This is a genomic window from Leeuwenhoekiella sp. CH_XMU1409-2, assembly GCF_037029365.1.
GTDB lineage: Bacteria > Bacteroidota > Bacteroidia > Flavobacteriales > Flavobacteriaceae > Leeuwenhoekiella > Leeuwenhoekiella blandensis.
Window position 1 is genome coordinate 1 of the sequence record NZ_JAYMEI010000017.1, and the last position, 15,055, is coordinate 15,055.

14 protein-coding genes are annotated in these 15,055 nt (G+C 40.2%); 12 read left to right on the plus strand and 2 right to left on the minus strand.

Features of this window, described 5'->3' with window-relative positions:
- Nucleotides 1-222: 222 nt before the first annotated feature.
- A complete protein-coding gene (locus tag WA338_RS15580) occupies nucleotides 223-897 on the minus strand; it encodes a YceI family protein (protein ID WP_009781237.1) in 675 nt (224 codons plus the stop codon).
- A 154-nt stretch (nucleotides 898-1,051) separates the two neighbouring features.
- Here WA338_RS15580 and WA338_RS15585 point away from each other — a divergent pair, with 154 nt between their 5' ends.
- The 11 genes from WA338_RS15585 (at nucleotide 1,052) to WA338_RS15635 (ending at nucleotide 12,964) form a co-directional block, all read left to right on the plus strand.
- Nucleotides 1,052-1,627, plus strand: coding sequence for a nucleotide exchange factor GrpE (locus tag WA338_RS15585; protein WP_336094091.1), 576 nt, complete (start codon nucleotides 1,052-1,054; stop codon nucleotides 1,625-1,627).
- A 37-nt stretch (nucleotides 1,628-1,664) separates the two neighbouring features.
- Nucleotides 1,665-2,789 carry a molecular chaperone DnaJ gene (gene dnaJ, locus WA338_RS15590; protein ID WP_272986870.1) on the plus strand — a complete coding sequence of 375 codons (1,125 nt, stop codon included), beginning with the start codon at nucleotides 1,665-1,667 and terminating at the stop codon, nucleotides 2,787-2,789.
- A gap of 338 nt (nucleotides 2,790-3,127) precedes the next feature.
- Nucleotides 3,128-4,084 (plus strand): ABC transporter ATP-binding protein, encoded by a 957-nt coding sequence (locus WA338_RS15595; protein ID WP_336094094.1) that lies wholly within the window; start codon nucleotides 3,128-3,130, stop codon nucleotides 4,082-4,084.
- Entirely contained in the window at nucleotides 4,084-5,373 is a 1,290-nt protein-coding gene (locus WA338_RS15600; RefSeq protein ID WP_336094096.1) for an ABC transporter permease, read from the plus strand. Before WA338_RS15595 ends, WA338_RS15600 begins: the two co-directional genes overlap by 1 nt.
- 1 nt (nucleotide 5,374) lies before the next feature.
- Complete coding sequence (locus WA338_RS15605) at nucleotides 5,375-6,292, plus strand: mechanosensitive ion channel family protein (RefSeq protein ID WP_336094098.1); 918 nt, start codon at nucleotides 5,375-5,377, stop codon at nucleotides 6,290-6,292.
- Nucleotides 6,293-6,303: 11 nt separating this feature from the next.
- Complete coding sequence (locus WA338_RS15610; protein ID WP_009781231.1) at nucleotides 6,304-7,191, plus strand: hypothetical protein; 888 nt, start codon at nucleotides 6,304-6,306, stop codon at nucleotides 7,189-7,191.
- Nucleotides 7,192-7,193: 2 nt separating this feature from the next.
- Nucleotides 7,194-8,357, plus strand: coding sequence for a sigma-54-dependent transcriptional regulator (locus WA338_RS15615; RefSeq protein WP_009781230.1), 1,164 nt, complete (start codon nucleotides 7,194-7,196; stop codon nucleotides 8,355-8,357).
- A gap of 21 nt (nucleotides 8,358-8,378) precedes the next feature.
- Entirely contained in the window at nucleotides 8,379-9,245 is an 867-nt protein-coding gene (locus WA338_RS15620) for a PPK2 family polyphosphate kinase (protein WP_009781229.1), read from the plus strand.
- A gap of 164 nt (nucleotides 9,246-9,409) precedes the next feature.
- On the plus strand, nucleotides 9,410-10,801 hold the full coding sequence (locus tag WA338_RS15625) for a M20/M25/M40 family metallo-hydrolase (protein ID WP_009781228.1): 1,392 nt from the start codon (nucleotides 9,410-9,412) through the stop codon (nucleotides 10,799-10,801).
- Nucleotides 10,802-10,886: 85 nt separating this feature from the next.
- Entirely contained in the window at nucleotides 10,887-12,422 is a 1,536-nt protein-coding gene (locus tag WA338_RS15630; RefSeq protein WP_336094104.1) for a GH3 family domain-containing protein, read from the plus strand.
- Nucleotides 12,423-12,448: 26 nt separating this feature from the next.
- A complete protein-coding gene (locus tag WA338_RS15635) occupies nucleotides 12,449-12,964 on the plus strand; it encodes a hypothetical protein (protein WP_040532901.1) in 516 nt (171 codons plus the stop codon).
- Nucleotides 12,965-12,979: 15 nt separating this feature from the next.
- On the opposite strand, the gene WA338_RS15640 is transcribed toward WA338_RS15635, so the two are convergent.
- Entirely contained in the window at nucleotides 12,980-13,537 is a 558-nt protein-coding gene (locus tag WA338_RS15640) for a hypothetical protein (protein ID WP_009781225.1), read from the minus strand.
- A 206-nt stretch (nucleotides 13,538-13,743) separates the two neighbouring features.
- Here WA338_RS15640 and WA338_RS15645 point away from each other — a divergent pair, with 206 nt between their 5' ends.
- The gene (locus WA338_RS15645; RefSeq protein WP_336094143.1) at nucleotides 13,744-15,054 is read left to right on the plus strand and encodes an MATE family efflux transporter; all 1,311 of its coding nucleotides are present in this window, start codon (nucleotides 13,744-13,746) and stop codon (nucleotides 15,052-15,054) included.
- Nucleotide 15,055 lies beyond the last annotated feature (1 nt).

Consider the following 15,055-nt stretch of genomic DNA (forward strand, 5'->3'; position numbering starts at 1 on the left):
TCTAGCCGGCAGGAAAGTTCACCCATCCTTTTCTTTTGGAAAATTAATTCAAAATCATTTTACAAACCTAAGAGCCGACAAAGGCAGGCTCATGAGGCATTGCACGGAAACGAATTTTCAATTTCGAGGCAAGTCTTGGAGTATTAAAACCTTTAGCGGTGCCAATAAAGCGCATAAAAAAACCGGCTTCAAGCCGGTTTTTAAATATGATATTGTTGCAAATTACATTTGCTGATTAGCAACAATAGAAATTTCTAATTCGATATCATCGTTGATGAATTTGTCACCAAGGTTATCAAAAACAGATTTAGAACCGTAGTTTACATCCCAATCTGTACGATCGATAGTGAATGGCTCAGACTTTAAAGTCATTGTGTTACCAGAAACTTCATAAGTTACAGGAAATTCAATGTTCTTTTTAGTTTCTTTTAAAGTCAAGTTACCTGCCATCATTTTCTTTCCGTCTTCACCTTCAGTGATTCCTGTGATTTCAAATGCAGCTGTTGGATATTTTTGAACATTAAAGAAGTCACCTTCTTTACCTTCAACAGTTCCTTTTAAGTGATCTTCAAGACTTGCTTTTTGATCTCCTTCTAAATCTTGAACCGTGATAGAAGTCATATCGATAAGAAAGCTTCCGCTTATTTGATCACCTTCAACACGTACAACTCCAGATTCAAGACCTACAATACCATCGTGTGTTCCGGTTGGTTTTTCACCTAACCATTTTATTTCAGAAGCTTCTTTGTCAACCATATATTTGGTTGCTTCTGCAGTTGCCTCAACAGCAGCTTCAGCTTCAGCAGCTTCAGTTTCGTTTTTCTTTTCGTCTTTACAAGATACTAAAGCTGTAACCATCGCAGCCATAGTAAAAAGCGTTAAAAATTTAGTTTTCATTCTATTTACCTTTTTTAGTGTTAATTGAGAGCTCAAAATTAACAGAAGAATTGGTTTTACCTCTTAAATAAACTATAAAATATATCGGTGACATTTTGACATTTTTGTAGAATTGGCAGTACTTTTGCCGTTTGCAAAGCAAATTAGAAAAACAATGAGTTCAGAAAATAAAGAAGAAACACTTCACGAGAACGAAGAACATAAAGCACAAGATGTGCAAAGCGCTGAACATGAAGCTGAAGACAATGCTTCTAGTGCTGAAGCTGCCGAGACCAACGAAGATGAGTTGGCGAAATATCAAGCCGATTTAGAGAAGGAAAAAGATAAATTCTTGCGTCTTTTTGCTGAGTTTGAAAACTATAAGCGTCGCACAAGTAAAGAACGTGTTGAACTGTTTAAAACTGCCGGTCAAGAAGTGATGCAGGCGATGTTACCTGTTTTAGACGATTTTGATCGCGCGATGGTTGAGATTGAAAAAGCAAAAGACAAGAATCTTGTTAAGGGTGTTGAGCTTATAAGTAATAAGTTGAGAGAAACCCTTAAGGCAAAAGGTCTAAAGCAGATGGAAGTGCAAGCCGGCGATGCCTTTGACGCAGACGTACACGAGGCGATTACTCAGATTCCCGCTCCACAGGAAGATTTAAAAGGCAAGATCGTTGATGTAGTGGAGAAGGGCTATGAGCTTGGAGAGCGTATCATACGTTATCCTAAGGTTGTAGTTGGGCAGTAATTGAAGATTAATATTAAAGATTGAAGAAGAGACAGGGATGAAAGAAGATTATTACGACATACTAGGCTTAAGCAAGAATGCGACCGCTGCAGAAATAAAAAAGGCATATCGTAAAAAAGCCATCAAATATCACCCGGATAAAAACCCCGGAGATACAGAGGCTGAAGAAATGTTTAAGAAAGCTGCGGAAGCCTACGAAGTCTTAGGTGATGAGAATAAGCGTGCGCGTTATGACCAGTATGGTCACCAGGCCTTTGAAGGCGGTGGCTTTGGCGGTGGCGGAGGTATGAATATGGACGATATCTTCAGTCAGTTTGGTGATATTTTCGGAAGCGCTTTTGGCGGCGGAGGTGGCTTCGGCGGTTTTGGTGGTGGTTTTGGCGGCCAGCGTAGAACCAAAGGAAGTAACCTGCGCATTCGCGTAAAACTTACCTTAGAAGAAATTGCTAATGGTGCCGAAAAGAAAATCAAGGTCAAGCGTAAAAAGCAAGCCAGCGGAACAACTTATAAAACCTGTTCTACGTGTAACGGTACCGGTCAGGTAACACGCGTTACCAATACGATTTTGGGTAGAATGCAAACCGCTTCACCGTGTACTGCGTGTGGAGGTAGCGGTCAGATGATCGACTCAAAACCTAACGACGCCGATGCTCAAGGAATGAAGACTGAGGAAGAAACAGTTTCTATCAAAATTCCTGCAGGTGTTGTGGACGGCATGCAATTAAAGGTTACAGGAAAAGGTAATGAAGCCCCCGGTAATAATGGTATAGCAGGAGATCTTCTTGTGGTTATTGAAGAGGCAGAACATGAAACCTTGAGCCGTGAGGGTGATAACCTGCATTACGACTTATACATCAGTATTCCGGAAGCTGTTTTGGGTACGAGTAAAGAGATTGATACGGTTACCGGTAAGGTGCGTATCAAGATCGAAGAAGGTGCGCAGAGCGGAAAAATATTACGCTTACGCGGAAAAGGAATTCCTTCGATCAATGGTTATGGTAAAGGGGATTTACTGGTTCACGTAAATGTTTGGACACCTAAAACCCTTAAGAAAGAGCAACGCGAATTTTTTGAAAGCATGCTTGAAGATGAGCACTTTACTCCTCAGCCACAACGCGAGGATAAATCCTTTTTTGAAAAAGTAAAAGATATGTTTTCTTAAATTTTAAGATGTTATTAAGAAAAAAGTGTATATTTGAATATCACTAATCACTAGTTAGTGATATTTTTCTTTTTCATAGCAATTTTTTTCCCATCCTTGATTCACATTAAGGGTGGGTTTTTGTTTTTAGGGCTTTTATGATTGGTTTTTGATACTAAATAATTCTTAACTGACTCCTGAGCTCTAAGGTTTTCAATATCTTTAGCCTTTATTGGCGCCATCAAAGGGTATGATATCCCAAGGCATGCCTTGAAATTCAAAATTTGCGTTTAACGAATGCCTTTTGGGATTGCCCCCGAGGTAGCTTACTTTTATCCGATCATCGAGATTTATATTCTATGACAGACCTTTTAGTCGCAGACCATATTAATAAAAAATACGGAGGATACACCGCGCTCAATGACCTATCTATTTCAGTTCCTAAAGGAAGTATTTTTGGACTTTTAGGACCTAATGGCGCGGGTAAAACGACGCTCATTCGTATCATCAACCAAATCACCATGCCTGATACGGGCAAAGTGTATCTGGATGGAGAGGCGCTAGATCAAAAGCATATCATCAACATAGGTTATATGCCTGAAGAGCGTGGCTTGTACAAATCGATGAAGGTAGGAGAGCAGGTTATTTATTTGGCACGTCTTAAAGGATTGACAAAAGCAGAAGCTAAAGAACGCAGTGCCTATTGGTTTAACCGTCTTGGGATGATGGACTGGTGGAATAAAAAGATTCAGGAGCTTTCAAAAGGGCAAGCGCAAAAGGTACAGTTTATCGTTACGGTTTTGCACAAACCCAAACTGCTTATTTTTGACGAACCCTTCAGTGGTTTTGATCCTATCAATGCTACGTTGATCAAAGACGAAATCTTAAAGTTACGTGATGACGGAGCCACGATCTTATTTTCTACGCATCGTATGGAATCTGTGGAGCAGATGTGCGATCATATTGCATTGATGCACAAAAGCAATAAGGTGCTCGACGGGCGCCTTTCAGATATTAAAAGAGCGTATCGTACCAATACCTTTGAAGTAGGGATTCAAACTGCAGATGATAGTGTTCAAAGTCTTGAAACACTTAAGAAAAATGTACTCGAGAGCGCAAGCGATGATTGGCAGCTTAATCCTGCGCAGTTTAAAACTATTAACGAGAACGACCTCAAACTTCAAGTAAAAATCCCATATGGCTTGAGTCCTAATGATCTTTTAGGCTTCCTTGCAAATAAAGGGACGATCAACCATTTTGTGGAGGTAGTGCCCACAGCAAATGATATTTTCATTCAAACCATAAACGCAAATTAATGGGGTCTTTAGCATTAATAATCAAGAGAGAATATAAAGCCCGCGTAAGCAATCGCTCGTTTATCATCATGACTTTTTTGAGTCCGTTGATCGTGGTTGGGATGATTATGTTAATCACGTATCTCACGCAACTTAATCAAGCCGGAAAGCAAACTATTGTGGTGGTTGATGAGAGTGGGTATTTTTATAAGGAATTTGAGAGCACTGCCAAGATAGATTATCTCGATCTTTCTCCACAAGGGCTGGAAACCGCCAAAGATTTGGTGGAAGAAAATAAATACTTCGGCTTACTTTATATTCCTGAAAATGTTAAGAAAAACACCTCTGGCGTTCGCTTTTACGGCAATGAAGCGCCGGGAATTTCTACAATTGAAGGAATCGAAGAGCAAATTGAAACCAAACTTACTAACGAGAAATTACTAGATCGCGGGGTTGATCTTGATCTTATAGATGCTTCAGAAACTCAAATAAGCATAACTATTGAGGATTTTGCCGGAGAGCGTACTTCAAAAATTTCAAACTGGATTAAAGCCGGTTTTGGAGGTGGTGCCGGTTATCTTTTGATGATGTTTATCATCATTTACGGCAATATGGTGATGCGCTCTGTGATTGAAGAAAAGACCAATCGTATTATCGAGGTGATCATTTCTTCGGTAAAACCTTTCAAATTAATGATGGGTAAAATTATGGGTACCACGCTTGCAGGAATTACGCAGTTTATGATCTGGCTGCTGATTGGCGGTGGTTTACTTACCTTTTTAAGTCTGTATCTGGGCTTAGAGGGCGGTGCGCCCAATGCCGCGGTGGGCAATATGGCCACAACAGATTTAGACAAAATCGAATTGATTCTTCTGGATGTACTTAATCTGCCACTTCTAAAGCTGGCGTGTTTCTTCCTGATCTACTTTATTGGGGGCTACTTTTTATACAGTTCGATCTATGCGGCCATTGGAGCTGCGGTTGATAGTGAGACCGACACGCAACAATTTATGTTGCCTATTATAATGCCGTTGATGCTAGCGATTTACGTTGGCTTCTTTGCTGTGATCGAAAATCCAGACGGTTCTATCGCGACCATATTTTCTATGATCCCGTTGACCTCACCTATCGTGATGTTGATGCGCATTCCTTTTGGAGTGCCGTGGTGGCAGTTGGCACTCTCTGTGAGTATTTTGATCGCAACCTTCCTTTTTACGGTTTGGTTCGGTTCAAAAATATATCGAGTGGGAATTCTTATGTATGGTAAAAAGCCTACCTATAAGGAAATTTTAAAGTGGATGAAGTACTAGCATGATTCAGGAGGATGTAAAAGAAACAGTAAAAGAAGGCGCCGAAAAAGTAAAGGACGTCATCGAAGAAAATGTGTGGGGAACCATAAAGGATTTTCTTAATCTGGGTATTCACTTTAAAACGGGGAATACACCTATAGATTTTACGGTTGGTCATTTACTGCTGGTGATTCTAGCGTTTATTGTGGCCACAGCTGCTTTGCGCCTGATACGCAGTTTTATCACGCGTAATATGGATCTTGAAAACGAACTCAAGTTCAAAAGCATTTTCAAGTTCATCAGGTACATCGTTTATGTCATTGTCGTGGTGATCACTTTAAGCGCTTCGGGAATTGACGTTACCGTATTGCTTACTGCTTCTGCTGCTTTATTTGTAGGTTTAGGTCTCGCCTTGCAGGATTTATTTACAGATATCATTGGCGGAATTTTCATTATGGTCGATAAATCCCTTTCCGTAGGAGATGTGATCGAGATCGACGGAAAAGTGGGTCGTGTTTTTGAAATTAAGCTGCGTACTACTCGAGCCCTTACGCGTGATGATAAGGTAATTATTATACCCAACCATCACTTCATCAACGAGATTGTTTTCAATTATACGCAGAATCATAAAACCACTCGGGAAACCGTGAAAGTAGGTGTCGCCTATGGAAGCGATACACAGCTCGTTCGTAAGATTTTGTTAGACTGCGCCAATAAACAAAATGGTGTGCTCAAGACCCCGAAGCCTACAGTGCTCTTTGAAGATTTTGGAGATTCTTCGTTGAATTTTGGCGTTTATTTCTTCATCAATGACAGCTTTTCAGATCCGCGGATCAAGAGTGAAATTCGTTTTAGAATTGACGAAGAGTTTAGAAAGAATAATATTACCATTCCCTTTCCACAGCGGGATGTACACTTTTTTCCAACCGAAAATAAATAAGAAAACCTTTTATGTCAAAATATATTCTGGTACCTGTATTGCTTTTTGTGATGTTTACGATGCGATCGCAAACCACAGATATCGCCAGGGTAGAATATATGCACATTCCGTTTAGTAATTCTAACAATTCGGTAGGACGATTCAGAGCACTTTTGCAAGTTCCTATTCCGTTAGATAAAGAGCTCAATAATATGCTGGTAGCCGGTTTTCAATATCGAAACATCAATATTGATATCAAAGATGCGGTTCCAGATGGTTTCAATATTCACGATGTGAGCACGCTACATCGTATTTCGGCTTATGCCGGATATGTGTGGCGGTTTAAAGAAAATTGGGTTTTTGGTGTAAAAGCCGGCGCCCGAATCAACTCCAATATCGCGGGCACTTTAGTTCCTGATGATTGGATTTATACGGCTTCTGTCTACGCGATAAATGATAGAAAGAAAAATTCTCCGACAAAACCGTATCGCTGGATTTTTGGTTTGGATTATTCTACAACTCCGGGGCGTAATTTTCCGCTTCCGCTAGTAAATTACTATAGAGAATTTCATCCCAATTGGACATACACCTTGGGTGTGCCCAAAACCAATGTGCGTCATTATTTGAATGACTCACATAAAGATGCACTGCAGGCTTTTGCAACCTTAGATAACATTTTTGCAAACATTCAGAACAATATGGTTATCGATGGGCGCACGGCTGAAAATATTTCGATGACCATTATTCTGGCGGGTCTGGGTTACGAACATTTTTTTACAGATCATTTACTATATTATGCCTACGCAACGCATTCTGTAAGCAATGATTTTAGATTGCGGAATAATAACCGGGATGATATTTACACGATAAATAGTGACAACACGTTTTATTTTAGAACGGGTGTGAAATTTAAATTTTAAGTATGTCAAAGATTTTAATCATAGAGGATGAGGCGGCAATTCGTCGCGTGCTCGTCAAAATTTTAACCGAAGAAAATAAGGCGTATCAGGTTGAGGAGGCTGAAGACGGTCTCGCCGGAATGGAAAAGATCAAAGACAACGATTATGATCTTGTACTTTGTGACATCAAAATGCCTAAAATGGATGGTGTTGAAGTACTTGAGGCGACCAAAAAAGTAAAGCCCGAAATCCCGATGGTTATGATTTCTGGTCACGGAGATCTTGATACAGCCGTAAATACAATGCGATTAGGAGCATTTGATTACATTTCAAAACCACCCGATTTAAACAGACTGCTCAATACAGTGCGTAATGCTTTAGACCGAAAGAACTTGGTTGTAGAAAATACGCGACTTAAGAAAAAAGTAAGCAAGCAGTACGAGATGATCGGGGAGAGCGATCCCATCACCAAGATCAAAGATATTATTGAAAAAGTAGCGCCAACCGAAGCCCGTGTTTTGATCACCGGTCCCAACGGTACCGGTAAAGAACTCGTTGCGCATTGGCTGCACGAAAAAAGTGATCGTGCAAAAGGACCAATGGTTGAAGTGAACTGTGCAGCGATCCCTTCTGAGTTGATCGAGAGCGAACTTTTTGGTCACGTAAAAGGAGCCTTTACTTCAGCAAATAAAGATCGTGCCGGGAAGTTTGAAGCCGCAAACGGTGGGACAATTTTCTTAGACGAAATTGGAGATATGAGTCTTTCGGCGCAAGCTAAGGTCTTACGTGCTTTGCAAGAAAGTAGAGTGTCTCGCGTAGGTAGCGACAAAGATATTAAAGTGGACGTGCGCGTTCTTGCAGCAACCAATAAAGACCTGAAAAAGGAAATTGCAGACGGTAAGTTTAGAGAGGACTTGTACCATCGTCTTGCAGTTATTCTAATTGCGGTACCGGCTCTTAATGACCGCAGAGATGATATTCCGCTTTTGGTAACTCATTTTGCCAATAAGGTTGCCGGCGAACAAGGTACAGCGGTCAAGAACTTTACAGATAAAGCGGTCGAAAAGCTACAAGAATACGATTGGACGGGAAACATACGCGAACTGCGCAATGTCGTAGAGCGTCTAATTATTTTGGGTGGTAGCGAAGTTTCTGAAGAAGATGTGAAACTCTTCGCTAGTAAATAATCAGCATAAAAATTTAGGCTTATGAAAGCTTCAGACTATCAAATTACGGGACCCGTAAAACTTTCAGAACGTAAAACCCACGAGGATTTTGGGAAGACCAAAGAACTCGAGCAAGAGTTGGATGAGGTAAGTAAAAAGATTGCCGATATTCAAAATGCGATGTACGCGCATGGGAAATATGCTGCGCTTATCTGCATTCAAGGTATGGACACTGCCGGAAAGGATAGTCTGATTCGCGAGGTTTTTAAAAACTTTAATGCTCGGGGTGTGGTGGTGCACAGTTTTAAAACGCCAACGTCTTTAGAATTGGGGCACGATTATTTGTGGCGTCATTACATCGCATTGCCGGCTAGAGGTAAAGTGGGTGTTTTTAATAGAACGCATTACGAGAATGTTTTGGTGACGCGCGTGCATCCTGAATATATACTGAATGAAAACATTCCTGGGATCAATGAAGTTTCAGATATTGATGAAGCCTTTTGGGAAAATCGTTTTGAGCAGATCAATAATTTTGAAAAGCACATCGCCGATAACGGAACGATCATCTTCAAATTTTTTCTACATCTCTCTAAAGAAGAGCAAAAGAATCGTTTGCTTAGAAGATTAAATAAACCGAATAAAAACTGGAAGTTTTCCGCAGGCGATCTTAAAGAGCGCGCCTTGTGGGATGAGTATCAGCAGTGTTACGAAGATGCGATTAATAAAACTTCAAAATTTCACGCACCTTGGTATATCGTTCCGGCAGACGATAAACCTACCGCGCGGTTGATTTTAGCTAATATTCTTCTAGAAAAGCTTTCGTCTTACAAAGACATTAAAGAGCCGGAACTCGATGAGAAGACTAAAAGTAATATTGATGCGTATCGCAAACAGTTGGAATCAGAATAATAGTTGAGAACTTTATAATTTCAGCATTACATTTAATGAAACTATCAAAAATCGGCACGGAAGTGGCGATTTTTCTGTTTAATGGCGTAAATACCGCAAGAGAATATTATTTTTAGGACTCATCTAAAACACAACTAATTTTGAAAAGAATTTTCCTCTTCGTCATGTTGTTTGCAGGATTCAATTTGGTTTCTGCTCAAACAACTAAAGACTCCTTACAACTGCGTAATTTTTACGATTTGTCCTTATTGAACGGGAACAGCTATCAGTGGCTTGACGAACTATCAAATGATATAGGTCCGCGTCTTAGCGGAAGCACCGGCGCAGAAAAAGCAGTGCAATGGGCAAAAAAAGAACTTGAATCAATCGGACTTGATAAAGTGTGGCTACAACCGGTAATGGTTCCCAAATGGGAGCGAGGCGCACCGGAAAAAGCACATATTGAAGGTCCTGACGGAAGCATAGACGTTCCTGTTTGTGCTTTGGGTGGTTCTATTGCTACGGCGCCTTCTGGAGTTACTGCAGAGGTTGTTGAAGTGCAAGGTCTTGATGATCTAGCAAAATATGGCGAAGACCAATTGAAAGGTAAAATCGTTTTTTATAATCGCCCAATGCAGGCCGATTTGATCCAGACGTTTTCTGCTTATGGCGGTTGTGTAGATCAGCGTTATGCAGGTGCTATGGAAGCTGCAAAATATGGTGCTGTGGGTGTTATTGTGCGTTCGATGAATTTAAGAATGGACGATCTTCCACACACCGGTTCGATGTCTTACGGAGACTTGCCTAACGACAAGCGTATTCCAGCAGCTGCCATAAGCACTAATGGAGCAGCGCTGTTGAGCAAAATGCTTAAAAAAGACAAGAGCACGCAATTCTATCTTAAAATGAATTGCAAGAATTATGAAGAAGATGTGCCTTCGTTTAATGTGATTGGTGAAATTACCGGAAGCGAAAAACCTAACGAATTTATGGTTGTAGGTGGTCACTTAGATTCGTGGGATCTGGGAGACGGAAGCCACGATGACGGTGCCGGTGTGGTACAAAGTATGGAAGTGTTGCGCTTGATGAAAGCTGCAAATTATAAACCGAAGCACAGCATACGTGTTGTACTTTTTATGAATGAAGAAAACGGCCTGCGCGGCGGTACAGAATATGCAAAAGTGGCGAAGCAAGAAGGAGAGAAACACGTTTTTGGTTTAGAAAGCGACGCCGGTGGCTTCACACCTCGCGGATTTTCTTTTGACGCTGATAAGGCCAATTTTGAGCAGGTACAAAGCTGGATTCCGTTGTTTAAGCCGTACTTGATTCACTTTTTTGAATTAGGAGGTAGCGGGGCAGATGTTGGTCCGTTAAAAGAAGAAGGAACTGTTCTTGCAGGACTACGTCCTGATTCGCAGCGTTATTTTGATCATCACCACGCTTCTAATGATACGTTTGACGCGGTAAATAAAAGAGAATTAGAGCTGGGCGCGGCGACAATGACCAGCTTGGTTTATCTTTTTGATACGTACGGCGTGATTCCTCCAATAACTAATGAGAAGCCGCTTAAAGACTAAGATTGTTGTTAAACTTCTACTAAGTAAAGACCTCGTTTTCACGAGGTCTTTTAATTTTATAGCAAACCAAACTAACAACTAAATCATGGCAATATTAGGCTCCATCATAAAAGGGATTATCGATATTTCAGATAAAGTAATTCCAGAATCCAATCCGCTTGAAGAACAGGAAGAGGTCTTAAAATCTTTATTAGAAAAAGCCAAAGACACCCAGTTTGGAAAGCACTATGATTTTAATGCGATTTTAGAATCAGAAAATCCGGCAACCTTGTTTGCAGAAAAGCTTCCGTATTTTGATTACAACAGTATCAATGAAGCCTGGTGGTCAAAATTGCACGAAGGGGAGACTGATGTCACTTGGCCGGGAACTCCGCATTATTTCGCTTTGAGTAGCGGGACCACAGGAAAAAGCAGCAAGCGCATTCCGGTGACCGATGAAATGGTTGATGCCATTCGTATGGCTGGGATCAAGCAAGTGGGGGCTTTGGCCCACTTTGATCTAGAACCTGACTTTTTTGAAAAGGAAATCATGATGTTGGGTAGTTCTACAGATCTCGCAAAGCGAAATGGCCACGAGGAAGGAGAAATAAGCGGAATTAGCGCAAGTAATATCCCGTTTTGGTTTAGAGGCTATTACAAGCCGGGAGAAGATATTGCCAAGATTGAAGATTGGGATGAGCGTGTACAACACATTGCAGAGAAAGCCGAAGAGTGGGATATAGGTGCCCTAAGCGGAATTCCAAGCTGGATCGAGTTGATGTTAGAAAAAGTTATCGAGTATCACAACTTGAATAATATTCATGAGATCTGGCCTAACCTTCAGGTATATACTTCAGGAGGTGTAGCGTTTCAGCCGTATGAAAAGAGTTTTAATGCACTTCTTGGGAAACCCATTACGGTGATTGATACTTATCTCGCTTCAGAAGGGTTTATCGCATTTCAGGCAAGACCAGAAACCGACGCGATGAAATTGGTAACCGATAACGGTATTTACTTTGAGTTTGTGCCTATGATCCCGGATTATATCAACCAAGATGGTTCTCTGGTACAAGATGCGCCGGTAATAAGTCTGGCAGACGTAGAAGAAGAAACCGATTATATTTTGATCATTTCTACCGTTTCGGGAGCGTGGCGTTATTTGATCGGGGACACCATTGCTTTTACTAATAAAGAGCGCGCAGAGATCAAGATCACAGGAAGAACTAAATTCTTTTTGAACACGGTGGGTTCGCAACTTTCAGTGAATAAAATGGAAGCTGCAGTACAGGAACTCGAAGGGCAATTCGATATTAAAATCCCTGAATTTACTATTGCGGCAAAGCGTAACCCCGAAGATGATGAGTTTTATCATTATTGGTATTTGGGAACCGAAACCTCAGTTTCTAATGAAGAACTGGCAGATGCTTTAGATAAGAGTTTACAGGAAGCCAATAAGAATTATGGTGTTGCACGTAGTAAAGCGCTTAAAGGCGTTTTTGTAAACACGGTGAGTCCTGAGATTTTTTATGAATGGAGTGGTGCCAACAAGAAAAAAGGCGGACAAGTAAAAATGGAAAAAGTGATGAACGAAGAAAAGTTTGCCGAGTGGGAGGAATTTGTTCAGAAGCAATCAACTAATTAAAGCTAGTTGCTAGAATTTAAGTTGTAATGGAATATTTCGTATTTGTTTTCTCTTTTACCATAATACTCTTATGTTCATTTATAGTAGTCCTTTTATTAAAACCTATTTTAAATTTACTGAGTAAGCGCTTTTTCAGGAATTGGAATGTTAAAAATATATTGCTGAAATCTTCAGCAACACTATTTGCAATTTCAATTATTTCATCTTTCTATCTTTCTTATAGGATTGTATATCCTTCTGATTCCGAATTAATAGGAACTTTTGAAAATTCATTTAAATTAAAATATCCTAGTTCGGGAGTTATAATATCAAAAAAAGCAGATAGGGGATTTAACGACTCTTATACATACTTTACTATTAAAATTGATAGACAAAATGAATACGATAAAATAAAGTATGATTTAGTCAAGCAAAACTATAAAATAAGTAGTCATCATTCATATAATAGAATGAGTGATACGATTTATACTGTAACGAGATTAAACACCTTTAACATTCAGTTTATAAATAACAATGAGATTTTCTTTGAAGAAATTAATTGAATTTCTAATTAGAAATTACTCCTTGTTAATCAGTATCATAATCTCTTCCGGGGACAAATAAAGTTTTTTGATACGCGCTTTATACTTTGCTGAAATATGCGCGTGATTGAGGATGAAGTCTTTGGTAACCAAAATGTATTTTCCCATACCGTGCGAGACAGCGAATGTGTCTGCCGCACGCTCTGCTTCCCTGATGAATTTAGGGAAATACAAATATTTAATACCAAACCAAATTAAATCTAAACTGCTGCGATCGCGATAATCCATAATATGTCCCAACTCGTGGCCTATCCATCCAATCAAAACATCTGAAGGAATATCAGTGATCTTAAAAGACTCAGATTCGATCTTTATTTTTTTACTGATGAAAATCACATACGACCTTTTCTTTCTTGGTTTTAGCAAGGATTTGAAAGCAGGTTGCGCCTGCATGGTAGACTTCTTTATGTCTTTCTTAAATCGAAAAGCAATAGGCGTTTCTGCAAGTTCAGGGTAATACGAGAGCGCTATTTTTATTTCGTGCGAAATGCGTTCAGGTATTTCTTTGTTTTTGAGTTCGTGATCGTTGTGCATAGCTTGGTAAAATTACGCATAGCGCAAGCCTTCAGCTGTTAATTAGTTTTTAAAATGCAGCTCAGGTTAAATTTAAAATAAGGTTCGTCTTAAGTAAACTTGTTCTTGAACTTAAATCTTACTTTTGCAGTCCGCAAAAAAATACCGTTGTGCTATCAAATTATACTAAAGAATTTCGACAAAATTTAAAGATCGCTTACCCGGTGATGCTAGGGCAGTTGGGGCATATTCTTGTTGCTTTAGCAGATAATCTTATGGTTGGGCGTTTGGGAGCTGCACAACTCGCCGCAGTCTCTTTGGGTAACAGTCTTATCTTTATTGCACTGAGCTTGGGAATCGGTTTTTCTTTTGCGATCACGCCTTTAGTTGCTGAAGCCGATGGAGCTAATGATACACAAACCGGCCGCAATTATTTTCATCACGGGATCGTAATGTGCGCTTTAAATGGCATTTTACTTTTTGTCTTATTACTGCTGGCCAAACCTATTTTATACTATCTCGATCAGCCTGTTGAGGTGGTTGAGCTCGCCATCCCGTATATGGATATTGTGGCATTTTCATTGATCCCGTTGATGGTGTTTCAGGCATTTAAACAATTTGCAGACGGCTTGTCAAACACGCGTTATGCGATGTATGCTACATTGGTTTCAAATGTAGTTAACGTGTTTTTCAACTTTATTCTTATTTACGGCTTTTGGATTTTTCCGCGTCTGGAGCTTGTTGGTGCTGCCTATGGAACCTTGATCTCGCGTTTCTTTATGCTGTGGATGCTGTATTATATTTTAAGCCGAAAAAAGAAGTTTCAACCGTATTTTGTGTGGACGCGTCGCAAAGCGTTTCAGCTTCCTATTTTTAAAAAGCTTTTTGATCTGGGCTTTCCAACGGCAATGCAAATGTTGTTTGAAGTGTCGCTGTTTACTTCCTGTATTTTCTTATCTGGAATTTTAGGGACTAATGCTCAGGCGGCAAATCAGATCGCGCTCAATCTTGCGGCGATGACGTTTATGATCGCAGTGGGACTCGGGGTTACCGCAACCATTAGAGTGGGCAATCAAAAAGGAAAAGCCGATTTTGAGAATATGCGCCGCATTGCATTCTCGCTGTTTTTACAGGTGTTTTTGATCGAAGCGGTTTTTGCCGTTGGGTTTATTCTGCTTAAAGATATCCTCCCTACATTTTATATTGATAATGTTGAAGTGATCGTGCTTGCAGCGCAGTTGCTTATTGTGGCAGCACTTTTTCAACTGAGTGATGGTTTGCAGGTGGTTATTTTGGGAGCATTACGCGGATTGCAAGATGTGAATATTCCTACGTTTATTTGTTTTATTGCGTATTGGTTGGTCGGGTTTCCGGTGGCTTGGTATTTTGGTCAGGAAGATCAAATGGCAAGTCAGGGAATTTGGTATGGCTTGCTTGCCGGACTTAGCGCTTCGGCGGTGTTGTTGTATATTCGTTTTAATTATTTAAGCCGAAAACTTATTCATCAGGTTTCCGAAGGAAAAACTACAGCAGGCTAAT

Coding starts and splice junctions, on each gene's coding strand:
- WA338_RS15605 (WP_336094098.1), top strand. CDS start 5,375: ATGATTCAGGAGGATGTAAAAGAAACAGTAAAAGAAGGCGCCGAAAAA.
- WA338_RS15610 (WP_009781231.1), top strand. CDS start 6,304: ATGTCAAAATATATTCTGGTACCTGTATTGCTTTTTGTGATGTTTACG.
- WA338_RS15645 (WP_336094143.1), top strand. CDS start 13,744: ATGCTAGGGCAGTTGGGGCATATTCTTGTTGCTTTAGCAGATAATCTT.
- WA338_RS15580 (WP_009781237.1), bottom strand. CDS start 897: ATGAAAACTAAATTTTTAACGCTTTTTACTATGGCTGCGATGGTTACA.
- WA338_RS15615 (WP_009781230.1), top strand. CDS start 7,194: ATGTCAAAGATTTTAATCATAGAGGATGAGGCGGCAATTCGTCGCGTG.
- WA338_RS15620 (WP_009781229.1), top strand. CDS start 8,379: ATGAAAGCTTCAGACTATCAAATTACGGGACCCGTAAAACTTTCAGAA.
- WA338_RS15600 (WP_336094096.1), top strand. CDS start 4,084: ATGGGGTCTTTAGCATTAATAATCAAGAGAGAATATAAAGCCCGCGTA.
- WA338_RS15635 (WP_040532901.1), top strand. CDS start 12,449: ATGGAATATTTCGTATTTGTTTTCTCTTTTACCATAATACTCTTATGT.
- WA338_RS15585 (WP_336094091.1), top strand. CDS start 1,052: ATGAGTTCAGAAAATAAAGAAGAAACACTTCACGAGAACGAAGAACAT.
- WA338_RS15625 (WP_009781228.1), top strand. CDS start 9,410: ATGTTGTTTGCAGGATTCAATTTGGTTTCTGCTCAAACAACTAAAGAC.
- WA338_RS15640 (WP_009781225.1), bottom strand. CDS start 13,537: ATGCACAACGATCACGAACTCAAAAACAAAGAAATACCTGAACGCATT.
- WA338_RS15630 (WP_336094104.1), top strand. CDS start 10,887: ATGGCAATATTAGGCTCCATCATAAAAGGGATTATCGATATTTCAGAT.
- dnaJ (WP_272986870.1), top strand. CDS start 1,665: ATGAAAGAAGATTATTACGACATACTAGGCTTAAGCAAGAATGCGACC.
- WA338_RS15595 (WP_336094094.1), top strand. CDS start 3,128: ATGACAGACCTTTTAGTCGCAGACCATATTAATAAAAAATACGGAGGA.